Source organism: Bacillus sp. 22475 (assembly GCF_052044835.1).
GTDB lineage: Bacteria > Bacillota > Bacilli > Bacillales > Bacillaceae_G > Bacillus_A > Bacillus_A cereus.
This window is the reverse complement of sequence record NZ_JBQENW010000030.1, coordinates 31472-54513: the sequence shown is the minus strand read 5'-3', so window position 1 is coordinate 54513 and position 23042 is coordinate 31472. Positions and strand designations below refer to the sequence as shown.

Genomic DNA, 23042 nt, shown 5'->3' with positions numbered 1-23042 from the left:
TAGTCGATAATTATCGACAATGCTGTCCATTGAATAACGGTATTAAGCATAAATTCTTTTACATTATCTGTATCTATCCCTTTGCTATATAGCCATAGAAAAACGGGAAAAATCGCAACGTTGTAAAGAACCTGATAGGGTCTAGATTTAACATAAACTGGTGATTTCAAAAAAGTTGTTCCTGCCTGTTTCGCGTTTTGCACACCAAAATATTTATTAGAGATTAGCATATGTATAAAAACTATTAATGTTGCAACACCATAAGCAAGTAACAACCATAAAAAAGAAATACCCAAATTATTAAACAACTAACTTCACCTCACTTTTAGTTACTAATACATTAGACAAATATTAGTTCAAATATATTATCCTTAAAATTCCAGTAATAATAAATCAAATATTTAGATAAAAATTCATATTTTTTAGTTAGATACTTAGTTCTCCTAATAATTACCAAATTAATAAAATCAAAGATTAGTTAATTAGACCCTCGTATTCTTTTTTAAATTTCAAATTAAGTCCTTCAGCTTTATTTGAATCCTTCACATATACGCTATCAAAGCCCTTCATATGCCTCAAATCAAAGTTGATTTTCTATACTCCTAAGCATAGGAGGTGATATCAATGAGTATTATCTTCAATCGAAAGATTAGGGTAGCGTCACACATCCATCAACTTAAGGGATATTTTCAAACAAAATGTGGTTTTTTTATATAATTTTTTATTATCTTTTATAGATTTTATAAAATTAGGCATATCAAATAAACCCTGACGGGTTTCAATTTTTTACTATGCTACCTGAGGATTAGAAGTGGTATACTCATAAACAACACCCAAAATATCAAAGACTGTCTTTTTCTCATATCGATGAGATTTTCGTCCGTATCAAGTAAAAATCACTATTTTAGCTTTTTTGTACAAATATTGACACCTAGCAAGCGTTAAATGGATAAAAAGACTTTTCTTTAAATGACTCAAAAAAAAGGAATTCTTGCCGTACCCCTTTTTGAATTCCGTTTCTATAACTTGGGAATCCCATGATTATGGAAACATTCTATAATTCTACTTATTTGAATGCTTTTCTGATGGCATATTCCGCTGCAACTCATTAATAAATTTATAAGTTAATGGGGCTTTTTCTTCTAACTCAGCCTTCGTGTCTGGACCAGCATAAAAATAGGCAAAGGCTTCGGCGAAATATTCTTCCTTGTAATCGAAATATGGATTGTCATTAAAATCATCATGCTCCAAAGCGTGAATTTCAGTAAACTCATCCGAATAACTAACATTGTCAAATACATAACAATCAATGGAATGGGCTGTTTCATGCAGCTCAAGACTTACAGAACTATGCATCTTTTTATAGCTGTAACCGATTCGAGCAACAACTGTCTGCCCACCTGCACCCGGCACATCATCCCACGTATATGGAGTATGTTCCCATCCCCTTGGAACGGTTCCCCTTAAATATTCATACTCCGGCAAATCAGTAAGAGGGAAATTAATCAGTTTGACCTGAACTCCCTGTTTATGCATGGTGATCAATATATTAGTTGGGATGCTCCAGAGACGATCAACCATATTTTGAGTCTCTTCATGATCAAATTCACCCTTTGTTTCAACCGTCACAACCCTTTCAAGAACATTGTTCATTTTAAGTGATTGGGTAGTTCCGGATTCTCCAAATGTAGCAGTAGAAAATGAGAATGTTAAAACTGTAGTCAATAATAACGCGGAAAATGCTTTTTTCAATAAAATCCTTTTCATAGGCTCCTCCTAAATTTAGTATATTATAGTTAAATATTCGAAAATTAATTCTTTTTCCCTTTGTGGGGTACGACGCATGCCCATAAACCTAAGAAAACAAATCCACCCCAAAACGAAAAACGAGTTTTTTATTACAAATTAGGACAAAATCTCGTTCTGGGAGAGTTGTATTTTCTTAGCTTGATAGCGATGGGGTAGCACCACAAATCTATTAATTTAAAGAGAACTTTATTTCTGTACAGCTGCGTATAACGATTCTTTCTGACATAAAAACACGATGTCTTAAAAGACATCGTGTTTTTATGTCAGAGATTCATCTCTTGCTTCAATAATTTTATTGTATATTAGCATCTTTTTCTTTTATCAAAATTAAACTGAAATACCCGATGAGTAAAAAGACTGAAGCTAAATAAAATCCTGCTTTCATACTTCCTGTATAAATTGATAATACACCTGTGATATAAGGAGCTAGTACACTTGAAGACATTCCTATAAAATTGTATAGCCCAAAAGTTGTGCTATATAGATTTTGAGGAGCATTATTTGCTACAAAAGCTACAATTATAGGATCCATTGCAATTTTCCCCATAAAGCCATATAATACTAGCCCCACTATAATCCAAACAGTACTATTAGTAAAGCCAATTAAAAAAGTGAAGAATGAAGAAAATATCAACATAAATTTCATGATTTTGACATGTTTTTGAAAGCGGTCGTTTATCCAACTAAATAAAATACTTCCAGGAAGCGCTAAAAGTGCAATTATTGACGATAAATACCCCGCTATACTACCTTCTATTCCTTGTTCAGTTTGAAGATAATAAGGAAGCCAGGTTACCATAACTGAAAATCCATATAATGAACAAAAAGCTACAATATAACTAACTATTAAGTTTCTGTTCATTAATAAGAGTTTAATTGAACTTGAGAATTTTTTTTCTTCTATATCAATTTTCCTCTTTATTGAATTTTCATTTTTATTATCATTTTTAATAGTAAATAACATTATTATTGACACTATTATTGTTAGTAGAGCAAAAATAAAAAAAGTAATTCTCCAGCTAAACCCTAAAGATAGCGTAAAGTAACTAGAAAATATAAACCCTAAAGATAACCCTATTGCTCCTCCACTATTTATTATTGCACTCCCAATTGTTCGATATTTATTTGGAATAGATTCTGATGATAATGCAAATTGTGGACCATAAAAGGTTCCTTGTCCAATCCCGGCAATCATCCATGCAGATATAAGTAACAAATACCCTTCTGACAACCCCGTTACAGCTAAAAATATTCCAGAAATCAGAAATCCAGGCACGAGAACCCATTTTTTTGAATACATATCTCCTAAATAGCCCGATGGAATTTGTACAATTGTATAAGCTAAGAAAAACAAACTATTCATAAGCCCTATTTCTGCATTGTTTAATGAATAATCACTTTTAATCTCCCCTATTACTGGGGTTAAAATAGCGCGATTTCCATATATAAAAATCCAGCCTAAAAAAAATACAATAACTAATCTTATCCAATAAGGAGTCATTTTATTTTTTTTATTTTCTATTAATACTTTTTGTTCCATTATGTCCCCCTTTTAGAAATTTAATATTAGGGTCTTTGCTTGTAGTAGATCTGAATTGAATAAAATAATTAAATAGTTAATTTCAATAATCAATTTACTTAAACCGTGTTAATATGCTAATTCATATAATGTATGAATTAACACATTTACTCCCTCAGCTAAATCTTTAGGATCCGTATACTCAAAAGGAGAATGACTAATACCTTTATGACTTGGAACAAAAACCATGGCTGTCGGTATATATGGTGCTATAATCTGAGCATCATGACCTGCACCACTATGCATCATTTTATATACAATATTATTTTGCAAACATTGCTTTTCGATAATGTCAGTTATATCTCTATCCATTGGTACTGGTGCAGCATCCATCCACATTTTAATTTTTATTTGAACTCCTAATTGATTTGCAACTTTGTTCATTTCCTGTACTATTTTATCAGTAAATTGATGCAATTCTTCTTTTTCTACATGCCTTACGTCTATGGTAAATATAGCTTTACCTGGTACTACATTTACGATATTGGGTTCTACTTTAATTTCCCCAACAGTTGTAACAAGTGGCTCCCCATGTTCTAAAGTCATCGTATGAATCCTATGTATCATATAACTAGCTGCACTCATCGCATCTTTTCTATATTTCATTGGTGTTGTGCCTGCATGATTGGATTCACCAATTATTTCAACTGTAAACCGTCGTTGACCAACAATGTTTTGGACAATACCAATGGATCTCTCTTCTTTCTCTAGTACTTCTCCTTGTTCTACATGAAGTTCAACAAATGCTTTAATATCCTTACGAGCATATTCAGGATTAGCTTTAAATGTGAAACCAGTTTGTCTCATCACCTCTACAAATGCTTGACCATTAAAATCTGAGATATTCTGAACATCTTCTTGTTTAGCAATCCCAACAATATTTTTAGATCCCCAAAATGTATATGGAAATCGACTTCCCTCTTCTTCCGCCATGGATACAACCTCAATATTCCGCAAAGGCTGTCCATATTTTTCTTTTAAATATTTTATAGCTAAAAATCCAGCGATAATACCATACTGTCCATCAAATAATCCTCCATTTTTTACTGTATCAACATGAGAACCAGTTAATATTGTTTCGTCTTTATATTTACTACCTTCAAGCATTCCAAATAAATTTCCGATTTCATCATAATGGATAGATAATTCCTCTTTAATAAATAGTGTTTTTAGAGACTCTTGAGCCTCTAGCCACTCTGAACTATATAAGAACCTGGATACGCCCCCTTCTGGATCTTTTCCACATTCTCCTAACCAATGAAGTAAATCGAGTGTATCCTTTCCTAATTGCAACTTATCCAGTGTATGCATTAATTTCCCTCCAGTAAACTTCCAATTAATTTACTCTTATCCTCTTAAAGGTTTCCTTCTTCAAAATGTGTATTCGGAGAAGTCTCCTTAAAAAACATCATGATAATTAAACTTATTCCAAGAATGATAACAGCTGAATAAAACCCAGCAGCCATACTGCCCGTTAAATCGGCTAAATAACCTGCGATAAATGGAGCCACAATTGAGGATGACATTCCTATAAAATTATAAAGACTAAACGCTCGGCCATATGATTCTGGATTTACGTTCTCTGAAACAGTTGCAATTAGCACCGGATCTAGCGCTATTTTCCCAAAAAGACCATAAATAATAAGAGCTCCAATCATTAAAGGAATACTTTGAATATACACCGTTGCCCATAAAGAAATTGCAGCGATTGGAACCAATGTAAATACAAATATCTTTTTCTTTCCATATTTATCAGATAAATAACCAACAAAAAGTGATCCAGGTATTGCTGCCCATGGAACTAATGATGAAATAAAACCTATTTCACTTCCCTGAAATCCCCGCTCCACTTGTAAATACTTTGGTAACCACGTCATAATAACTGTAAATCCATAAATAGAGCAAAATAATACAATGAATGTAATTAAAAGATTACGGTTCTTTAATAAAGAAAGCATACTTATATCACTCTCTATATCTATGACTGGATTACTTACATCTTTCTTTTGTCTCTTTCCTTCTTTGACAACAAAACCAATAAACAAACCGCATAAAATGGTTAAAACGGAAAATATGTAAAACATCATTCTCCAGTTTATTCCCCATTCCAACACAAGGGTACTAGAAGAAATAAAGCCTAATGATATTCCTAAAGCAGCTCCACTATTAATGATGGCAGAACCGATACTCCTTCTTTTATTTGGTATTGCCTCAGAAGAAAGTGCGAACTGCGGTCCATAATAAGTAGCTTGTGTAAGTCCTGTTAAAGCACGCGCCACTAAGAATCCTGTAAATCCAGCCATAATACCACTTACTCCTGTAAAAATTCCAAATAAAATAAACCCCGGAACCAAAATTATTTTCCTTCCAAACTTATCGCTCAATGTACCGGCCGGAATTTGTGCGATTGTATAAGTGAAAAAGAAAATACTATTTACTAAACCCAGTTGAGTATTGTTCAAGTTATACTCCAACCCTATCTCTCCCAATATAGGGTTTAAAATGTACCGATCCGCATTAAGAAATATTGTTCCTAAAGTAAATGCTAGTACAACTTTCCACCAGTAAGGAATCAAAGTAGTGGATTCTCCAAATTTATCTTGTTTTTTCGTTAAAGATTCAGACATATTAACAATACTCCCTTTACATTTTTCAGTGAAAATCCACCTTATTTAATATTTTTATAAGCATAGTACTTTAACACTTTCTCTCACAATTCATTTTAAATCTATTTATTTCCCTATCTATTTATGGAGAATCTTTCAAACATAACTCTGAAATAATTGGATATCCAACAACTTTTCGAATTTTTTATAAGGCCTATTTCATATATTATTATTTAATTCTAATAACTACATTGACAAATCATCCAAATATATACTGTTTTTTTAGTTATTATAACCATACTTAGGGATAACACCGTTTACTTTCAGGTTTCCTGTTTTATAATGGCAGTTATTTAGAAAAATATTATTAATGAATTTATCCAGTTATTATTTTCCATAACGTAGTATTTACATTTAAACTTTGTAATACATTCTAAGAGTTAGTATAATCTACTTATTTAGTAATTTGGCTCTTAATATCCTACATAAGTCACCCTTGGAGGAAATCGAATGAAACTATATGATATTATGAAAATCCCTATCTTCGATCAAGCTAAGCTTATCGCTGGTCATAAGGGTGTAGAACAAGAAGTTTATACCGTTAATATGATGGATGCACCTGATATTATTCATTTCTTAAAGAGAAACGAATTGCTAGTTACAAGTGCATATCATTTTAAAGACGATATGTATGCATTACGAGAACTTATCATACAAATGAAGAAACAAGGTTGTACAGCATTAGGTATAAAAACTAAACGGTTTTTACAAGAAATACCCGAAGAAATTATTTTATTAGCAGATGAAATTTACTTTCCAATTATTGAGCTCCCATTTGACATAGGACTAGGAGATCTTGTAAATCAAACCTTAAGTTATATTCTGGATATGCGAACTAATGAATTACATCAAGCAATGCAAATACATCAACAATTTTCAAATCATATTATAAGTGGAAAAGGCATAAATATGATTTTGGAAAATTTATCATCACTAATTCAGTTACCAGTAGTACTACTTGACTATCACTTACGCCCTATTTCCGAACACAATAACACTAAAGCATCTATTCAAAATTTAAAGAAGTTTTTTATAAACGGGCGTAAACTACCGTTATCAACAATAGAAATTGTTACTTTTTCTCTTCTTACTAAAACTCGTGATACAGTTTCAATTTTTCCCATTTATACACAGAATAATCAATACAGCTATTTAGTTATAGACGGCTTTATTTCACCTTTAAATCGTTCAATGGTATTGGCTGTTGAACAAGCTGCAAACGTCCTTGCTTTTGAATTAATAAAAGAACATTCTTTAAGACAATACTCAAGACGCATTCAGGATGAATTTTTTACGAATGTTATTAATAGTGTTTTCTCTACTCAAGATGAAATTATTAATCTAGGAAAAGAATTTAATTTATCATTTGATCAAAAATATATTTGTATTATAGGAAAAATAGATATAAAAGAATTCACTATGTCATTTATGGAATACCAGGAAGAAAAGGATCTTATATATGACTTGATAGAGGAAGAACTAAATTCTTATACTGCAAATGTTCATTTATTTATAAAAGATGATATGTATGTTTTGTTAGTGAACTGCGATGTCATTTGGAGAGAGACTGAAAAAGAACAAATGATTTCTTTATTAAAAAACATACAGGTGAAAATCTATTCATATTTTCAAAAAAGCATATCTTTTGGAATTGCCAATTCTAGTGAACAATTGTTACATATATCTCATTCATTTAAAGAAGCCACAGACGCATTTTACTATGGTGAAATGTCAGGGAGTAAAGAATTTATTGAAATCTATCAAGCAAAAGAAATATCAGCAATTTTACGTATGATTCCACAAGAACAATTAAAAAAGTTCTATGAGAGTACACTACAGTCACTTGCAAATGAAAATGAGAAAGATCATGCTGTACTATTGCACACATTATCTGTTTATTTAGAAACTCATTGTGCAATATCCGAAACTGCTAAACGTTTATTTTTACACCGTAATACCGTTATTTATCGTTTAGAGAAATGTGAAGAAATACTTGGACGAAACATAAAAGATCCAAACGAAACTTTACAATTAAGAATTGCATTTAGAATAAAACCATTAATCCATGTTTAAGGTCTATATAAATTAGAAGCTCATAAATAAATTTTAATTTGTTGGTGTTACTCATTATAAATACATATTATTTATGAACCGTTTGATTCTTTTTCTTTTAAAATATAAAATAACTATATTTCTTCCTCTTTGGGAGGATACACTTTGCGGTATCTCCTGTAGTTTTGATTTGCTAAAAAGACAAAAAGAACTTGTAGTAATACCTACAAGTTCTTTTTGTCTTTTTAGCGATTTCGATGACATCGCCTTCTTTATATATAATACAGTTGCAAAAACGTTCCTCAAGCTTTACTATTAATTATTTTTTTCATTTCCTTTTTATGCTCAGCTCCCAGTTGCTCTAAAAAGCCTATAAGCCCTAATAACGTAGCAAAGTGGCTGCTTCAGAAAAAAACGCAGTTTAATCAATTAATCGTGTTAAGAATCCACTGAAAAGGATATTGTTAAACTTTTCTTTATTTTTTGGTACAAGTATTTCACATTGTATTTCTTATGTATGTCAAATTAAATTGATATACCGTGTAGTTTAAGTATCGTCACCTAAGTTTTAATCTTCGTATTTAATACTGTTCGATGTTCTTCTAAGGTCAGTACATCAAGAAACATGCTACTTCCCTTCTGAATACTAATTAGGAAGTATTTTACCAAGACTAGATTTATGTTATCGAATGAGGCTTTGATTTTGCAGCTCGTTCATACTTCGTTCTTTGTTGTAGTTGTCAGAAACGTTCGGGTTTAAGGAGTCTAAGTATGTTTGCAAACTTACACGTTCTTGTAAAATATAATACCGCTCATCTTGATCCATCTCTCCCTCCTCTTCCTAGCTGATAGCTATACCTCTCTCATTTACACAGTTATACAAGATTTTTCTTCTAGTGGAATGTAATCCGCCCCTTTTAGCTCATTAAAAGGGCGTAATTGTACACTGTATATCGTTTCTCCCGCTGCTTTCATTCCCGAGAAAAAATAAATTTCTCCTTCTATTTCGTAGGCAGGACGTATGATTAGTCCTTTTTGACTTTCGTATTGGACATGGCCAATTTCAACGATCCCTTCATTTAACAAGGCATCTCGAGCATTTGTATAGTCATTTCGAAAATCGGTATGAATCGTTTTATAAGACATTGTATCCCTCCAGCGTTTGATGAGTTGCTTTTAGCTATGTACATCCAGGTGTCTGACATCTATTTTGAATGACATGTACGTTTAAATTCGATGTAGGAAAACATAATTCCTAGTTTGTTCTTGTTCTTTTATGGAAAAGTAACATTTGTCATGTTGTGTTTATAGACTCCAAAAAGAGTAGCACCCTTTTCAGGTACTACTCTATCTTTACGCAATTGTATATATGGCTTAATATCCAAGTATGCCGACAATTTGAGTGGCTTTGTTATTACGAATTGAATAATAAATTTCTAAGCCTTTACGTTCAGCTTTTAGTACTTTACCCTTCATTTTCGATAAATGTTGTGAAACAGATGATTGGGGTATCTCTAAAATTTTTGTTAGCTGCGAAACATTAAAAGTATTATGTTTGCTTAGCTCGTTTACAATACGTAAACGAATTGGATGCGCCATTATTTTTAAAATTTCAACATCTTCTTCAGTAATATTAGTTTTTTTTGATTCCAGTACTGTGCTTGTCATAGCTATTCTCCTTTATTACTTTCTTATAAGAAGTTATTTACCTTAGTATTCCGTATCAAAATTTTATATTTTGTATATCCCAATAGATAAAAATTAATGTAACATTAATAAATTCTATAGTTATTATATAACGGATTTTCTATTCGAGTGTGAAGTTCATCTGGAGTTTACGTGATTTTTATATATCCTAATGTACAACTTAACGAATGTATATCTGAGGTCTGATATTGCATAATCGGAAATAATAAAAATATAAAGTTCTCATATTTACTAAAGGTAAGTAATCCTTCTATTTTATTTTTCTACAATACAATTACGCTTTTATAGGGGGCACCACACATCTATCAACTTAAGAATGGAAACAAAGTGTACTTTCATTTTGCGGGGTAAAGCATTCCTAAAATAGAAGAATACTCTTAATTATACGCATACCAAATAAATCTTATCATTTTATTAAAAGTCAAGGAAATAGTAATGAAATCCTATATTTATACGATTGAATATAATGTCACTCATTTTATAAGGGGGTACCACCCACATTTTAACGAAAATATACGCTAAGCAAATTCGATAAAAAAGAATATGGGCTTTCTACTCTAAGGAAAAGCCCACTCTAAGTTTTTATTATAGCAACTGGATATCACTGTAAGACCTTAGTTTCTACTTTTCTCTGATTCATAACTAAAGTTAAAATGAACAAAATCACGCTTAAAAATAATATCATGAGAAACACCTGTTGATAACCTTGAGAAAAGTCACGTATAATACCTGCTAAAACAGGAATAAGTCCACCAATCATATATCCTCCTGACTGCATCATGGCAGTCCATGCACTTGCATCTTCCGGTGTATTGGTTTCATCCAACGGTAACATAAGAGCCAACGGAAATAACCCGCCAAGCCCAATTCCAAGTAAAATAGAAGGGATCCATGCTGTAGTCAATGGATATATCATGAGTGACAAACCTATTACCACAAAACACACACTACCTAATAACCAAAATGTTCGATTTTTATAAAAATCCGCTAAAGTTGGAATGACAAAGCTACAAACCATTTGAACAAATGTAAAGACGGTAACCAGAGTTCCAGCTTGCTGACTATTTAACCCTACACTTTGAGTTGCTGGAGCAAGCCAAGTGGTAATACAATAAAAAATACCTGATTGCAGTCCAAAAAAGACTGTAAACAACCATACCTTCTTATTTTTTAATGGTAATATATTGTTTTGTTTATTATGTGTTTTAGTAGTTTTTTCTAGTCTCATAACGGGATACCAGAAGAGAAGAGCTACAATGGTAAACACACTCCAAAATGCAAGTGCCATATTCCAAGAGTCTTTCAATACATGTTGTAAAGGGATAGTCATCCCTGCGCTTATGGAAGCACCTGTTCCCATTCCAACTGAATATACTCCTATCATTAAACCAATCTTAGTAGGAAACTTCTCCTTAATAAATCCAGATAGCAATGGACCAGCAACCGCAATACCGATACCAATAAATAGAGAGCTAATAAGCAATGTGAGAACTGAATAAGTAAAAGCTCTCATACATGTTGCAACTCCAATTAAAATAAGACAAGCTAAAATTGCCTTTTCTGCTCCATACTTCTTGTTCACCTTACCTGTAAGTAATGCAAACACACCCATACATAATACGGGAATAGATGTCAGAAAACTAACGGAAAAGTTGCTCATGTTTAAGTCCTGACGAATTGTCTCTAATAAAGGTGAGATTGATGTGATTCCTATACGTAAATTAATAGAAGCAAAAAATAATGCCACTATATAGATATAGGTTCGTTTTCTATTTTTCAAATTATATATCTCCTCTCTCAAAACATCAACATTGAGTATATCATCTGATGTTTTACGGTGTAATTATTTATTCAATCGTTTCAATAGTAACTCTCTTAAACTGTCCGATAGTGCATCCACCTCAATAATTCTTTCTAGTGCTTCTTTATTGTATTTATTGTGGAATTTAACATGATTGACTTGTGAAATCGATACCCTTTTAGGATGCGATGCAACAAGTTGTAAACAATCACTTGCCGACACATTACCTTCTTGTAGCACTCGACATAGGAAACCGGTATATCCTGTTTGTTGCATTTCAAACGCTAGATTAGGAACGTTATATTTTTTAGCAAGCTTATAACATGGATTCCTTGGCTCGGAAACCTGTATGACTGCTTCTCCGAAGGCGAGGATATCCCCAATATGAACCTTTTCTTCAGTCAAACCGTATACCGTGATATTTTCTCCAAAGAGTGAATCATCTATCATGTTATGGATTATATTGTTCCAATAGGCGTAACGATTATAAGAATACACACACAAAGCTTTATCTTTTCCGCCATGATCTTTATAGGCTTGTTCATCTCCAATTAAACCTATTTTCGTTAAAAAAATCCTTCCCTGGACAGAACGCTTTCTTATCGCTGTTGAAATAACAGTTTTTCCATAGCTTAGGTTTTCAACTTTGCCAATATTGATGGACTTTACTTGAAAAATAGTTTCTGACATTATCTATCTCCCTTCAAAATTCATAATATCATCTGATGTTTTTAGTTGTTATTTAAGGAGCTTATTTCAGCTCCAAATTTTGAATAGCGTATGTTTGTGCTTTTTCTGCATTTTGATTTGAAATAGCCTGGAACAATTTTTCATGAATAACAGAGTTGTCTTGATAGTCATTTGTATTTAATATCAATTGGGTTAGGATATGACGAAGAACGGGTACAAATGATTGATACAAATCCAACATAACCTGGTTCTTACTTGCTTTTGCAATAGATAGATGAAATTGAATATCTGCATCTATATATTCTAAATAATTTCCCTCGTGAAGAGCGTTCTTCCTCTTATTTAAATATCCTTTTAGGAGTAAAAGGTCTTCCTCATCGCGGCGTTTTGCAGCCAGCATAGCTACTTCTTTATCTAACATATTTCTTGCTTCATATACATGGTCTATATTGGCATTTTGTAGCCGTTTTTCAAATGAATCTTGTACCATACTTAGTGATACAATACGAGTACCGTGTCCTTGCCGAACCTCTAGTATTCCGGCATGTACTAAGATTTTTATACTCTCTCGTAGCGTCGAACGTCCTACGCCTAGCTCTTCCATTAATTGTGGCTCTGTAGGAAGTCGATCGCCTACTGCGTACTCACCAGAAAAAATTTTTTCTTGTAGACGTTCTAAGACCTCATCTACTAACTTCCTATGAGAAACTTTCGAAAAAGACTTTTTTGAGTTTGTATTCATCTGCTCATCTCCTGTTTTATTCGTTTTTATGATAACCAATTTAAGTTACTTTGACAATGTCATTTTTAGACAATTTAATCTTTCATTGATAATGATTCATCTCAAAAACCTCCGTTTTTGAGACTTTTTTATATTTTCTATTCGATGTTAAAAGAATGCTATATTTCCAGTCTCAAAACTTGTCTTAAAATCAAATTCTCATTATTCCTTTATCTTATGAGTTATGAGACAATACAAAAGAATATGGGGGTGATAATTTGTTAATTGGCTACGCTCGTGTATCCACACATGATCAAAATTTGGACTTACAGAAAGATGCTCTTATACAAGCTGGGTGCAAACGGATTTTTACTGATGTAGTAAGTGGATCTACCTCATCTCGCTCTGGATTAGATGAAGCTCTTGATTACGTACGTGAGGGCGATACATTAGTAGTTTGGAAATTAGATCGTTTAGGTCGTTCCCTCAAGCACCTTATTGAAACCATCAATATATTAAATGAAGAAGGAATTGCCTTTCGAAGTCTTCAAGAAAGCATGGATACTTCTACAAGTGGAGGGAAACTCATTTCCCACGTATTCGGAGCACTAGCTGAATTTGAACGAGAAATGATTCAAGAACGTACACAAGCTGGATTGTCAGCCGCTCGTGCACGTGGTCGTCTGGGTGGGAGACCTAAAGTAATGGATACAACCCAGGTTTCTATGGCTAAATCTTTAATGAAGGATCCAAATTATTCTACTGAAGATATATGTAACACCTTAGGTGTTTCAAGAGCTACATTGTATCGATATCTGCAGAAAGCGAAATAACAAATATAAAGGGGATGACTTCTAATGTATGTGAGAGTAAGAGAACTTCTTACAGCAGAAGAACGAAAGCAATATATGCAAATCCCCTCTGATATAAGCGAATGGATATTAAGTACATACTTTTCTTTCAGTCAGCATGATATCAAAATCATTAATCGCCATCGGAGGGACTATAATCGTCTAGGTTTTGCTATTCAATTAAGTGTTTTACGATATTCAGGATGGCCCTTATCTGATGTAGGAGATATTCCGAATGTCGTTTTAGAATTTGTAGCTACACAAATTGGTGTAAATACAGAAGATTGGGGACTCTATGCTCAACGAGACGCTACACGATATGAACATATAGAAGAGATCCGAAAAGAATACAGGTTTCGTAACTTTACAATTACTGACTATCGAAAGTTATCTAAATTTCTTCAACAACATGCATTAAATAATGGAAATACAACATATCTCATTGAAACAGCATTGCAAGAACTCCGTACTTGGAAGATTATACTTCCTTCGATGGCAATTATAGAACGAGCAATATGGGAAACACGTAAACGAGCAGAGAAAAGCATATTTAAGATGCTAACATCATCTTTAACCTCTTCACAAAAGGAAAAACTAAGTGGGTTGCTCCATTTCATGCCTAACTCTCCAAAAACTTATTTAGCTTGGTTAAAAGAAGTACCTGGTCAATTTTCACCAGAATCTTTTTTAAAGGTTATTAAGCGCTTAGAATACATAAAAGGACTACAGTTAAACATTAATACAAAAGGGATACATCCTAATCGACTACGACAACTATCACGAATGGGAGCACGCTATGAAGCTTTCTCATTTCGAAGGTTTAAAGAGATAAAAAAGTATGCCATTTTGGTGGCTTATCTATTCGATTTAACTCAGGATTTGATTGATCAAGCTTTTGAGATTCATGATAAACAAATGATGAATCTTCAATTAAAGGGAAGAAAACAGCAAGAGGAGATCCATAAAAAAAACGGAAAAGCGCTAAATGAAAAAATTCTTCATTATGCAGACCTAGGAACTGCATTAATTAAAGCTAAAGAAGAAAATGTGAATCCTTTTGTGGTATTAGAAACAGTCATGCCCTGGGATAAATTTGTAGCTTCTGTAGAAGAAGCTAAACAACTGTCTCGACCTATAAATTATGATTATCTTGATTTATTAGAAAGCCGATACAATTACCTACGAAAATATACTCCTACATTACTTAGAGCCCTGGAATTTCAATCTACAAATTATGCTAAATCTGTATTAAACGCTTTAGACGTCATCCGTGAACTAAATGACTCAGGAAAACGTAAAGTATCACAAGGAGCCCCATTAGCTTTTGTTTCAAACAGATGGCAAAAACATATATACGACGAAGATGGAAACATTAATCGACATTTCTATGAATTAGCTGCATTTACCGAACTACGGAATTATGTACGTTCTGGAGATATTTCTATTGTGGGAAGCCGGCAGCATAAAGATTTTGATGAATACTTAGTACCATCTCAAGATTGGATTGATAGTAAAGAAATAGGGACACGCTTAGCAGTTGCTACATATGCCGATGAGTATATAGCGGAACGAACACAAACTCTATTAAAGCGAATTGAAACATTCTCTAACAATGCTCATTCATTAGATGGAGTTGATATTGACAAGGGAGACCTACATCTCCATCGTTTGGAAAAGGATACTCCAGAGGAAGCCAAACAACTAAGTGCCAAACTCTATCACATGTTACCTCGGGTTAAGCTTACAGACCTACTTCTAGAAGTAGCGAACTGGACAGGCTTCGAGCAACAGTTTATTCATGCATCCACAAACAAACCACCTAAAGGGGAAGAAATCATTATTTCTCTTGCTTCACTTATGGCTATGGGAACAAATATTGGACTTACGAAAATGGCAGATGCTACACCAAATATCTCTTATCATCAGTTAGCTAATGCAAGTCAGTGGCGTATGTACGATGATGCATTAAATCGCGCACAAGCAATATTGGTTAATTTTCAACATCGGCTACCCTTGGCTTCTTACTGGGGTGACGGTACTACTTCATCATCGGACGGAATGCGGGTTCAAATTGGGGTATCCTCTTTGAGTGCTAGCTCGAATCCACACTATGGATCTGGTAAAGGAGCGACTATATATAGATTCGTAAGTGATCAATTTTCTTCCTTTTACACAAAAGTTATTAACACGAATGCAAGAGATGCTATACATGTGATTGATGGGTTACTTCATCATGAATCTGATTTAATAATTGAAGAGCATTATACAGATACAGCCGGCTATACTGACCAAGTATTTGGCTTAACTCATCTGTTAGGATTCCGTTTTGCACCCCGATTAAGGGACTTATCGAGTTCTAAATTGTATACAATTGGTTCACCTGAAGATTTTTCAAATATAGAAGGTCTTATACGGGGACAAGTGAATATGAAATTGATCTATGAAAATTATGATGATGTTTTACGTATAGCCCATTCAATTCGAGAAGGAAAAGTGTCCGGTGCACTAATTATGGGAAAGTTAGGTTCTTATACTCGCCAGAATAAAGTAGCAAAGGCATTAAGAGAAATGGGTAGAATTGAAAAGACTATCTTTATTTTAGATTATCTTTCAGATAAAACGTTACGTAGAAAAGTTCAACGAGGATTAAACACAGGGGAAGCAATGAATTCACTAGCAAGAGCAATCTTTTTTGGGAAACACGGTGAATTCCGTGAACGTGCTCTCCAAGATCAGTTGCAACGAGCAAGTGTATTAAGTATTCTCATTAATGCCATCATTATATGGAATACCGTATATTTAAGCAAAGCTGTAGAAATGTTAAGAAGTACGCATGGTTTTAACGAAGAACTATTAAAACATATCTCACCACTAGGATGGGAACATATCAACTTTTTAGGAGAGTATCGATTTAATATGAAAGATACTACAACATTAGAATCTCTTCGTCCTTTACAACAAGTCTAAAAATAAGAGCCGGATTTTTCTTAAAGTAGAAAATCCGGCTCATTTTTTGTCGGAATTTGCTTAGCGTATATTTTCGTTAAAATGTGGGTGGGACGCCATAAGGTAAAAAGAAAAGGATAGATGAACAAGAGAGTATACCTGTTTACATCTATCCTTTTTACAAAAAATATGACCATATTAACTACTACAACAAGGATTTTTACCACAACAAATTTTCATATAGTTATTGAACTATTTTTTAAATAACTAAATTAACCTCTTCGTTAACTTTAATTACGAATAATTGGTCCCCTTCACCTTCAATTGGATCAACTACATCTTCATTAAAAGATTCAGCATGTTGTCTACCATATCTATTAAACTAGCGGTTTTTATTTTCTCTGATTCCTTTCCATACCTAAGGTACCCAAAAATCCACTGGATTCCCGAGGATACCATCCACATTTGTGTCTCTGAAAAGACATTTTGTGCCACTAGACGTAACTGTAGATTCCTGAACAAGCAAAATTATGAAAATACACAAAAAGATAGATTATCATCCATTACATTACTGTTTTGCTTCGTTCGAATAGAAGAACTCGGAAGAACGCCACTTGTTCGATATCTCCTCAATGTGATAAGGTGTCGTTCTGCAGCATCCACCTATTAAACGTGCACCTGCTTGGTACCATTCTTCAGATTGAATATCCAACGCGTTACATTGTTCATGACCGTGCCATATTTTTGTTTCTGGATTATAAGTTTCACCAGAGTTTGGATAAACAATAATCGGTTTTTTGGTGTTTGCCCTCAACTCTTGGATTGCACCAGTCACAACGGTTACTGGCGCACAATTCATGCCTATCGCTACAATTTGTTCACTTTTCTCAAAAGCTCGTGCACACTCCACGAGTTTCATACCTTCACTAATCTCTTTCTCATTTTTTAGCGAAAAGGAAAGCCAAGCATATGTTTCTGGAAACTCACGCAATAATGTATCTAATACTCTTGCTTCTTGCAGGGAAGGAATCGTTTCAAATGCCAATAGATCTGCACCTGCTTCGATTAACGCAGACATTCTCGAACGGTGAAAGTCTGCTAATGTTTTATCTGTCACACCATAGTTGCCTACATACTCTGAACCATCTGCAAGGTAAGCCCCGTACGGCCCAACTGATGCAACAACCAATGGTTTAGGCCTATTCGTTTGCGTATTTTCCTTCCAAAAATCATCTCTTGCTCTTCTTGCAAGTAACACCGTTTTCTTAATTAATTCCAAAGATTCCTGTTCTTGTATTCCACGCGCTGAAAAACCACTAATAGTAGCTTGATAGCTTGCTGTTATGGCACAGTCCGCTCCAGCACGAAAATAGTCCGAATGAACCTGATAAATTAGTTCCGGATTTTCTAGTAACACACGTGCCGACCAAAGGGGGTCGTCCAAATTACATCCATGCGCCTCCAATTCTGTAGCTAATGCTCCGTCAAGAAGCATAATGGAATGTTGGGATAAAATAGCATCAATTGGGTTGATTTTGTTCGACATAATCTACGCTCCTCTTTTTTAGATTTTTTGTTAGATAATAACTTCCATAGCAAAACAAAATAAACGGTATGCCGCAATATAAGGCAATTCTCTGTGTTGGATCAAATGCAATTCCAATACACGATGCCAGACAAAGGATAAAAGAAGCAATTGGTACGAATGGATATAGTGGTGTGCGATAAATCAAGTCCTTCTCAGAATTTCCTTCTTTCAAAAATTGTCTGCGAAATAGGAACTGCGAAGCACTAATACTCATCCAAACTACAACTACTGCTAGACCGGAAATGGAAACAAGTACGATATAGACAGTATCTGGTGCCACAATACTCGAGAGCAAAGCCAAAGCTCCACCCACCATGCTGAAAATGACGGCGTTGATTGGAACACCTTGCTTCGTCATTTTTCCAAAAATCGGGGATATCATATTCTTATTAGCAAGCGACCAAAGCATTCTAGAAGAGGCATAAAGGCCTGAGTTTGCCGCAGATAAAATGGCTGTTAAGATAACGAAATTCATTATGTCAGCTGAATATGGCACCCCAATTCGTTCTAGAACTGCAACAAAAGGGCTCTCTAATACCCCCGCATCGGAAATAGGCAATAACGCAGATAAAACAACAATCGTTCCTACAAAAAAGATGATTAATCTCCACAGAGTAGTTCGAATGGCCTTCGGTATCATTTTTTCCGGGTTCGCTGTTTCTCCAGCTGCAATACCTATTAATTCTGTTCCCGAAAAAGCAAAATTAACCGCAAGCATGGTCATCATAATGGCCGTAGCACCATGAGGAAATAAACCTCCACTTGTAAAATTAGAAAATAATGGTGCTGCTTTTGAATGAGTCATCGGAAGAAACCCTAGCATTGCCGCTACTCCTAAAACAATAAAAATCACAATAGCTATAACCTTTATCGTTGAAAACCAAAATTCGGATTCGGCAAAAAATTTAACAGTCAGGACATTTAATACAAAGATCAAAATGGCAAAAAGAGCACTCCATACCCAAACATTAATCGATGGAAACCATCGCTTCATAAGTAACCCTGCGGCTGTAAATTCAGAACCTAAAGCAACAGTCCAAGTTAACCAATACAACCAGGCTACTGTATACCCTGTACCCGGTCCAATGTATTTAACTGCATAACTATGAAATGCGCCCGTTTCAGGCATATGTACGGAAAGTTCTCCTAAACATAGCATAACTAGATAAACCACTAGCGCACCAACCAAATAGGATAGAATTGTTCCAAATGGGCCAGCTTGTTGAATAGTGTAACCCGAACTTAAGAATAAGCCCGTTCCAATCACCCCACCAAGTGATAGCATGACTAAATGACGTGCTTGCATTTTCCTTTGAAATTCTTGCCCATTTTTGTTCTCCATTTCTACTCTCCTTTAGTTACTATCCAGAAAAAACAAAAACGCACTCTAAAAAAGAGGGCGCTACTGACAAATAAAAACGGAAGCTCTCATCTATCAGGATTATCACCCGCTGGAATTAGCACAGTGTCTATTTAAGCAGACCTGTTGCTGAGGTTTCATAAGGCCAGTCCCTCCACCTCTCTGGATAAGAAATATTTTTTTATAACCTTATCAATCCATTCAATAACTGTCAAGATAATTCTGTTTTTTTAAAAAATTATCTATTATAGAAATACAAAAAAAGGAGTATCTCTATAACTGCAATCCACTCCTTCTTAGGTATTATTTAAAAATCGAACATACAAAACGTCATTTATTTATGATACGGTTCACAAGCACTTCCTCAAAATTTGATGCATTTCTAAATATCTTCTTACTTTTTTGGCTACGGGGGTCACCATACATATCCAGCAACTTAGGGATGTGTGACGAGATCCCATGGTCATCAACTTAAGGATGTGTATGGTGACCCCTATTAGAATTAACCTTTAACTCTTTTTCCATAAAAGATGTATTATTTAGTAACACTTGTTTTTGATTGACTTTTTTAGTTTTATAGCCACCGATTAAACTTCCTTATGTATATTTTCTTTATAAATTGAGTAACTAGAGCATACATTGTTAAAATTCCCAATAACCACAGAAAATAATAAAATGGAAGTGGAGTTAAACCAATTTGAGTACTTAAACTGGTAAATGGAAGGGAAATCCCTATAAACATAACCAAGCCTGTAAGCATCAAAACTGGCCTAGCAGCCGTACTTTGTAGGAAAGGGATATGTTGAGTACGAATCATATGCACAATTAATAATTGTGTTAATAACCCTACTACGAACCAACCCGTTTGAAATAAGGATTGCATCTCAGGAATATTTGCACCAAATACATTCCACATTACGATAAAAATGATTATATCAAAAACACTACTTACTGGCCCAATAAAAATAATAAAACGAAATAAATCTTTTGTATCCCAACTTCTTGGTTTTATTAAAAATTCATTGTCTACTTTATCCCACGGAATTGAAAGTTGGGATAGATTATATAGTAAGTTTTGACATAATATTTGAATTGGTAGCATTGGAAGAAAAGGAAGAAATGCACTAGCAATTAATAAACTTAATACATTTCCAAAATTTGAACTTGCTGTCATCTTAATATACTTCAGTATATTTCCAAACGTTGTCCGTCCTTCCACTATAGCATCTTCTAAAACATGTAAATCTTTTTTTATAAGTATAATATCTGAACTCTCTTTAACAATATCATCTGCTGTATGGATAGATACACCAACGTCAGACTGTTTTAAAGCAAACACATCGTTAATTCCATCCCCTATAAACCCAACTGTATGACCATTCATTTGAAGTGCCTTTATAATACGGAATTTTTGACTAGGATTTAATTTTGCGAACACACTTGTTTTACTTGCAAGTTTTCCTAATACCTTATCAGGAAGACTATCAATTTCATAACCCAGTACTGGTTCTCCTATATACAAGCCCATTTTCCTACATACATTTCTTGTCACGGACTCGTTATCACCTGTTAAAATTTTCACTTGTACTCCTTTCTTTTGTAGAGTATGAAGTGCAGCGATAGCCGATTGTTTGGGTGGATTTAAAAAACCTACATATCCAACGAGTATCATATCTGATTCATCATTTATAGAATAACTTCCCACTTTATCACTATTTAATTGCTTATATGCAACTGCAACAACTCGCATCCCCTGCTCTTGCCAGAGTTCAATTAGGTGTTTATTTCTACGCTGGATTTCATCTGTAATAGGAATTATCTTATTATTTTCTTTTATAAAACTACAAATTGATACAACTTCTTTAACTGCACCTTTACAAATCATTATTCGTTCGTTAGCATTTTTTTCTATAACAACTGAAACTCTTCTTCTATCAAAATCAAATAGACATTCATCTATTTTGGAGTATTGAGACAGATCATATTTACTACTATCTTTTACATAACGTATAACTGATAAATCAATTTCATTTTTATAATTTGTATGAAAGTAACTATTTATATACGCTAATTTTAAAACCTCATCCGAATTCTCTCCATTTGTATCTGTATGGCGTACCAGGTCCATCTTATTTTCTGTCAACGTGCCTGTTTTGTCGGTACATAGAATATCCATAGCTCCAAGATTATGAATAGAAGATAGTTGTTTTACAAGTACCTTTTTTTTACTCATATTAATAGAGCCTTTAGCTAAATTAGCTGTTACAATCATTGGAAGCATTTCTGGAGTGAGTCCAATTGCTATAGCAATTGCAAATAAAAAAGCCTCATACCAATTCCCATTAATACCCCCATGGATTAACATGACAATAGGAGTCATGATGATCATAAATTTAATTAATAGCCAACTAACTTTGCTTACCCCTTTATCGAATTTAGAATCAGATTTCTTGTTCAGCTTAACCTGATTCTTTGCTATTGAACCAAAGTAAGTATCTGTTCCAGTACCTACAACTATTACTTTTGCTGTACCACTTATAATATGAGTTCCCATAAAACAGAGATTTTCCAATTCAATTAGATTTTGGATTTTTCTAATTTTACGTTTTTTGTACATATGGAAATACTGATTTGATTTTTCAACGGGTAATGCTTCTCCTGTTAGGGATGATTGATTTACCAGTAAATTTTCTGATGAGATAATCCGTACATCTGCAGGCACTATATTTCCAGCAGATAATTCTATAATATCCCCTGGTACAAGATTCTCAAGACCAATTTGTACCTTTCCACTTTCCTCCAATAAAGTCCTCTTATTTTCTTTATAAGGAATATTTCCCTTCCTGAGAACAGTTACCTTTTCATATACAAGATTTTTTAATCTTTCTATAGACTTCTGAGAACGAATTTCTTGTATGAACCGAATTAACACGCTTAACGTCACCATAATTCCCACAATAATAGTACCTTTTATATCATTGGTATAAAAAGATAACATCCCTAATATAATTAGAAGAGAAATAAACGGACTTCTAAAAGAATTAAATAATGTTATATACCATTTTATTCTTTTTTGAGAAACTACTTTATTTTCTCCATACACTTCAAGCCTCTTAGTAGCTTCCTCGTGAGACAGCCCTTGAGGCGTTGTTTTAAAAAAATCTAACGTTGATTCAACATCACTTTTTGCAATTTCAATTAACATATTATAATTTTTGCTCAATACTTCCTGTTTATAAAAATATTTTTTATTAGATCTCAACAAATTTACC

The 23042-nt window shown here is 33.7% G+C and carries 17 protein-coding genes and 1 riboswitch; of the genes, 3 read left to right on the top strand and 14 right to left on the bottom strand.

Features of this window, described 5'->3' with window-relative positions; translation table 11 throughout:
- From ACTJJY_RS27370 to ACTJJY_RS27350, 5 genes are all read right to left on the bottom strand, one after another.
- Window positions 1-308 (bottom strand): hypothetical protein (locus tag ACTJJY_RS27370; protein WP_440606203.1); only part of this gene is annotated, 308 nt, incomplete at its 3' end.
- 754 nt (window positions 309-1062) lie between these two features.
- Window positions 1063-1767 (bottom strand): anthrax toxin lethal factor-related metalloendopeptidase, encoded by a 705-nt coding sequence (locus tag ACTJJY_RS27365; protein ID WP_284489647.1) that lies wholly within the window; start codon window positions 1765-1767, stop codon window positions 1063-1065.
- A 334-nt stretch (window positions 1768-2101) separates the two neighbouring features.
- A complete protein-coding gene (locus tag ACTJJY_RS27360) occupies window positions 2102-3349 on the bottom strand; it encodes an MFS transporter (RefSeq protein ID WP_098277524.1) in 1248 nt (415 codons plus the stop codon).
- A gap of 108 nt (window positions 3350-3457) precedes the next feature.
- Entirely contained in the window at window positions 3458-4699 is a 1242-nt protein-coding gene (gene allC, locus ACTJJY_RS27355; protein ID WP_440607063.1) for an allantoate deiminase, read from the bottom strand.
- Window positions 4700-4743: 44 nt separating this feature from the next.
- A complete protein-coding gene (locus tag ACTJJY_RS27350; protein WP_440607062.1) occupies window positions 4744-6015 on the bottom strand; it encodes an MFS transporter in 1272 nt (423 codons plus the stop codon).
- Window positions 6016-6504: 489 nt separating this feature from the next.
- Here ACTJJY_RS27350 and ACTJJY_RS27345 point away from each other — a divergent pair, with 489 nt between their 5' ends.
- On the top strand, window positions 6505-8127 hold the full coding sequence (locus tag ACTJJY_RS27345) for a PucR family transcriptional regulator (protein WP_440607061.1): 1623 nt from the start codon (window positions 6505-6507) through the stop codon (window positions 8125-8127).
- A gap of 661 nt (window positions 8128-8788) precedes the next feature.
- Here the strand turns inward: ACTJJY_RS27345 and ACTJJY_RS27340 are convergent.
- The 6 genes from ACTJJY_RS27340 to ACTJJY_RS27315 form a co-directional block, all read right to left on the bottom strand.
- Complete coding sequence (locus tag ACTJJY_RS27340; RefSeq protein WP_167319462.1) at window positions 8789-8932, bottom strand: hypothetical protein; 144 nt, start codon at window positions 8930-8932, stop codon at window positions 8789-8791.
- A gap of 41 nt (window positions 8933-8973) precedes the next feature.
- On the bottom strand, window positions 8974-9252 hold the full coding sequence (locus tag ACTJJY_RS27335) for a hypothetical protein (RefSeq protein WP_061660994.1): 279 nt from the start codon (window positions 9250-9252) through the stop codon (window positions 8974-8976).
- A 228-nt stretch (window positions 9253-9480) separates the two neighbouring features.
- Window positions 9481-9774: an ArsR/SmtB family transcription factor gene (locus ACTJJY_RS27330; protein ID WP_000204906.1), complete on the bottom strand. Its 294-nt coding sequence runs from the start codon at window positions 9772-9774 to the stop codon at window positions 9481-9483.
- A gap of 640 nt (window positions 9775-10414) precedes the next feature.
- The gene (locus ACTJJY_RS27325) at window positions 10415-11593 is read right to left on the bottom strand and encodes an MFS transporter (RefSeq protein WP_440607060.1); all 1179 of its coding nucleotides are present in this window, start codon (window positions 11591-11593) and stop codon (window positions 10415-10417) included.
- A 63-nt stretch (window positions 11594-11656) separates the two neighbouring features.
- The gene (locus tag ACTJJY_RS27320) at window positions 11657-12304 is read right to left on the bottom strand and encodes an MOSC domain-containing protein (protein ID WP_440607059.1); all 648 of its coding nucleotides are present in this window, start codon (window positions 12302-12304) and stop codon (window positions 11657-11659) included.
- A gap of 61 nt (window positions 12305-12365) precedes the next feature.
- Window positions 12366-13046 carry a FadR/GntR family transcriptional regulator gene (locus tag ACTJJY_RS27315; RefSeq protein ID WP_440607058.1) on the bottom strand — a complete coding sequence of 227 codons (681 nt, stop codon included), beginning with the start codon at window positions 13044-13046 and terminating at the stop codon, window positions 12366-12368.
- A 257-nt stretch (window positions 13047-13303) separates the two neighbouring features.
- Between ACTJJY_RS27315 and ACTJJY_RS27310 the strand changes: the two genes are divergently transcribed.
- Both ACTJJY_RS27310 and ACTJJY_RS27305 read left to right on the top strand, forming a co-directional pair.
- A complete protein-coding gene (locus ACTJJY_RS27310; protein WP_440607057.1) occupies window positions 13304-13858 on the top strand; it encodes a recombinase family protein in 555 nt (184 codons plus the stop codon).
- 24 nt (window positions 13859-13882) lie between these two features.
- Complete coding sequence (locus tag ACTJJY_RS27305) at window positions 13883-16843, top strand: Tn3 family transposase (protein ID WP_440607056.1); 2961 nt, start codon at window positions 13883-13885, stop codon at window positions 16841-16843.
- Window positions 16844-17390: 547 nt separating this feature from the next.
- Here the strand turns inward: ACTJJY_RS27305 and mmuM are convergent.
- The 3 genes from mmuM to mgtA form a co-directional block, all read right to left on the bottom strand.
- A complete protein-coding gene (gene mmuM / locus ACTJJY_RS27300) occupies window positions 17391-18368 on the bottom strand; it encodes a homocysteine S-methyltransferase (protein ID WP_440607055.1) in 978 nt (325 codons plus the stop codon).
- Window positions 18343-19752: an S-methylmethionine permease gene (gene mmuP, locus ACTJJY_RS27295; protein ID WP_440607054.1), complete on the bottom strand. Its 1410-nt coding sequence runs from the start codon at window positions 19750-19752 to the stop codon at window positions 18343-18345. Before mmuP ends, mmuM begins: the two co-directional genes overlap by 26 nt.
- 83 nt (window positions 19753-19835) lie before the next feature.
- A riboswitch (SAM riboswitch) is annotated at window positions 19836-19943 on the bottom strand.
- A 401-nt stretch (window positions 19944-20344) separates the two neighbouring features.
- Window positions 20345-23035 (bottom strand): magnesium-translocating P-type ATPase, encoded by a 2691-nt coding sequence (gene mgtA, locus ACTJJY_RS27290; protein ID WP_440607053.1) that lies wholly within the window; start codon window positions 23033-23035, stop codon window positions 20345-20347.
- Window positions 23036-23042 lie beyond the last annotated feature (7 nt).

Excerpts from the sequence above, each read along its gene's own strand:
- ACTJJY_RS27365 (WP_284489647.1), bottom strand. The coding sequence starts at position 1,767 with ATGAAAAGGATTTTATTGAAAAAAGCATTTTCCGCGTTATTATTGACT.
- ACTJJY_RS27360 (WP_098277524.1), bottom strand. The coding sequence starts at position 3,349 with ATGGAACAAAAAGTATTAATAGAAAATAAAAAAAATAAAATGACTCCT.
- allC (WP_440607063.1), bottom strand. The coding sequence starts at position 4,699 with ATGCATACACTGGATAAGTTGCAATTAGGAAAGGATACACTCGATTTA.
- ACTJJY_RS27350 (WP_440607062.1), bottom strand. The coding sequence starts at position 6,015 with ATGTCTGAATCTTTAACGAAAAAACAAGATAAATTTGGAGAATCCACT.
- ACTJJY_RS27345 (WP_440607061.1), top strand. The coding sequence starts at position 6,505 with ATGAAACTATATGATATTATGAAAATCCCTATCTTCGATCAAGCTAAG.
- ACTJJY_RS27340 (WP_167319462.1), bottom strand. The coding sequence starts at position 8,932 with ATGGATCAAGATGAGCGGTATTATATTTTACAAGAACGTGTAAGTTTG.
- ACTJJY_RS27335 (WP_061660994.1), bottom strand. The coding sequence starts at position 9,252 with ATGTCTTATAAAACGATTCATACCGATTTTCGAAATGACTATACAAAT.
- ACTJJY_RS27330 (WP_000204906.1), bottom strand. The coding sequence starts at position 9,774 with ATGACAAGCACAGTACTGGAATCAAAAAAAACTAATATTACTGAAGAA.
- ACTJJY_RS27320 (WP_440607059.1), bottom strand. The coding sequence starts at position 12,304 with ATGTCAGAAACTATTTTTCAAGTAAAGTCCATCAATATTGGCAAAGTT.
- ACTJJY_RS27315 (WP_440607058.1), bottom strand. The coding sequence starts at position 13,046 with ATGAATACAAACTCAAAAAAGTCTTTTTCGAAAGTTTCTCATAGGAAG.
- ACTJJY_RS27305 (WP_440607056.1), top strand. The coding sequence starts at position 13,883 with ATGTATGTGAGAGTAAGAGAACTTCTTACAGCAGAAGAACGAAAGCAA.
- mmuM (WP_440607055.1), bottom strand. The coding sequence starts at position 18,368 with ATGTCGAACAAAATCAACCCAATTGATGCTATTTTATCCCAACATTCC.
- mmuP (WP_440607054.1), bottom strand. The coding sequence starts at position 19,752 with ATGGAGAACAAAAATGGGCAAGAATTTCAAAGGAAAATGCAAGCACGT.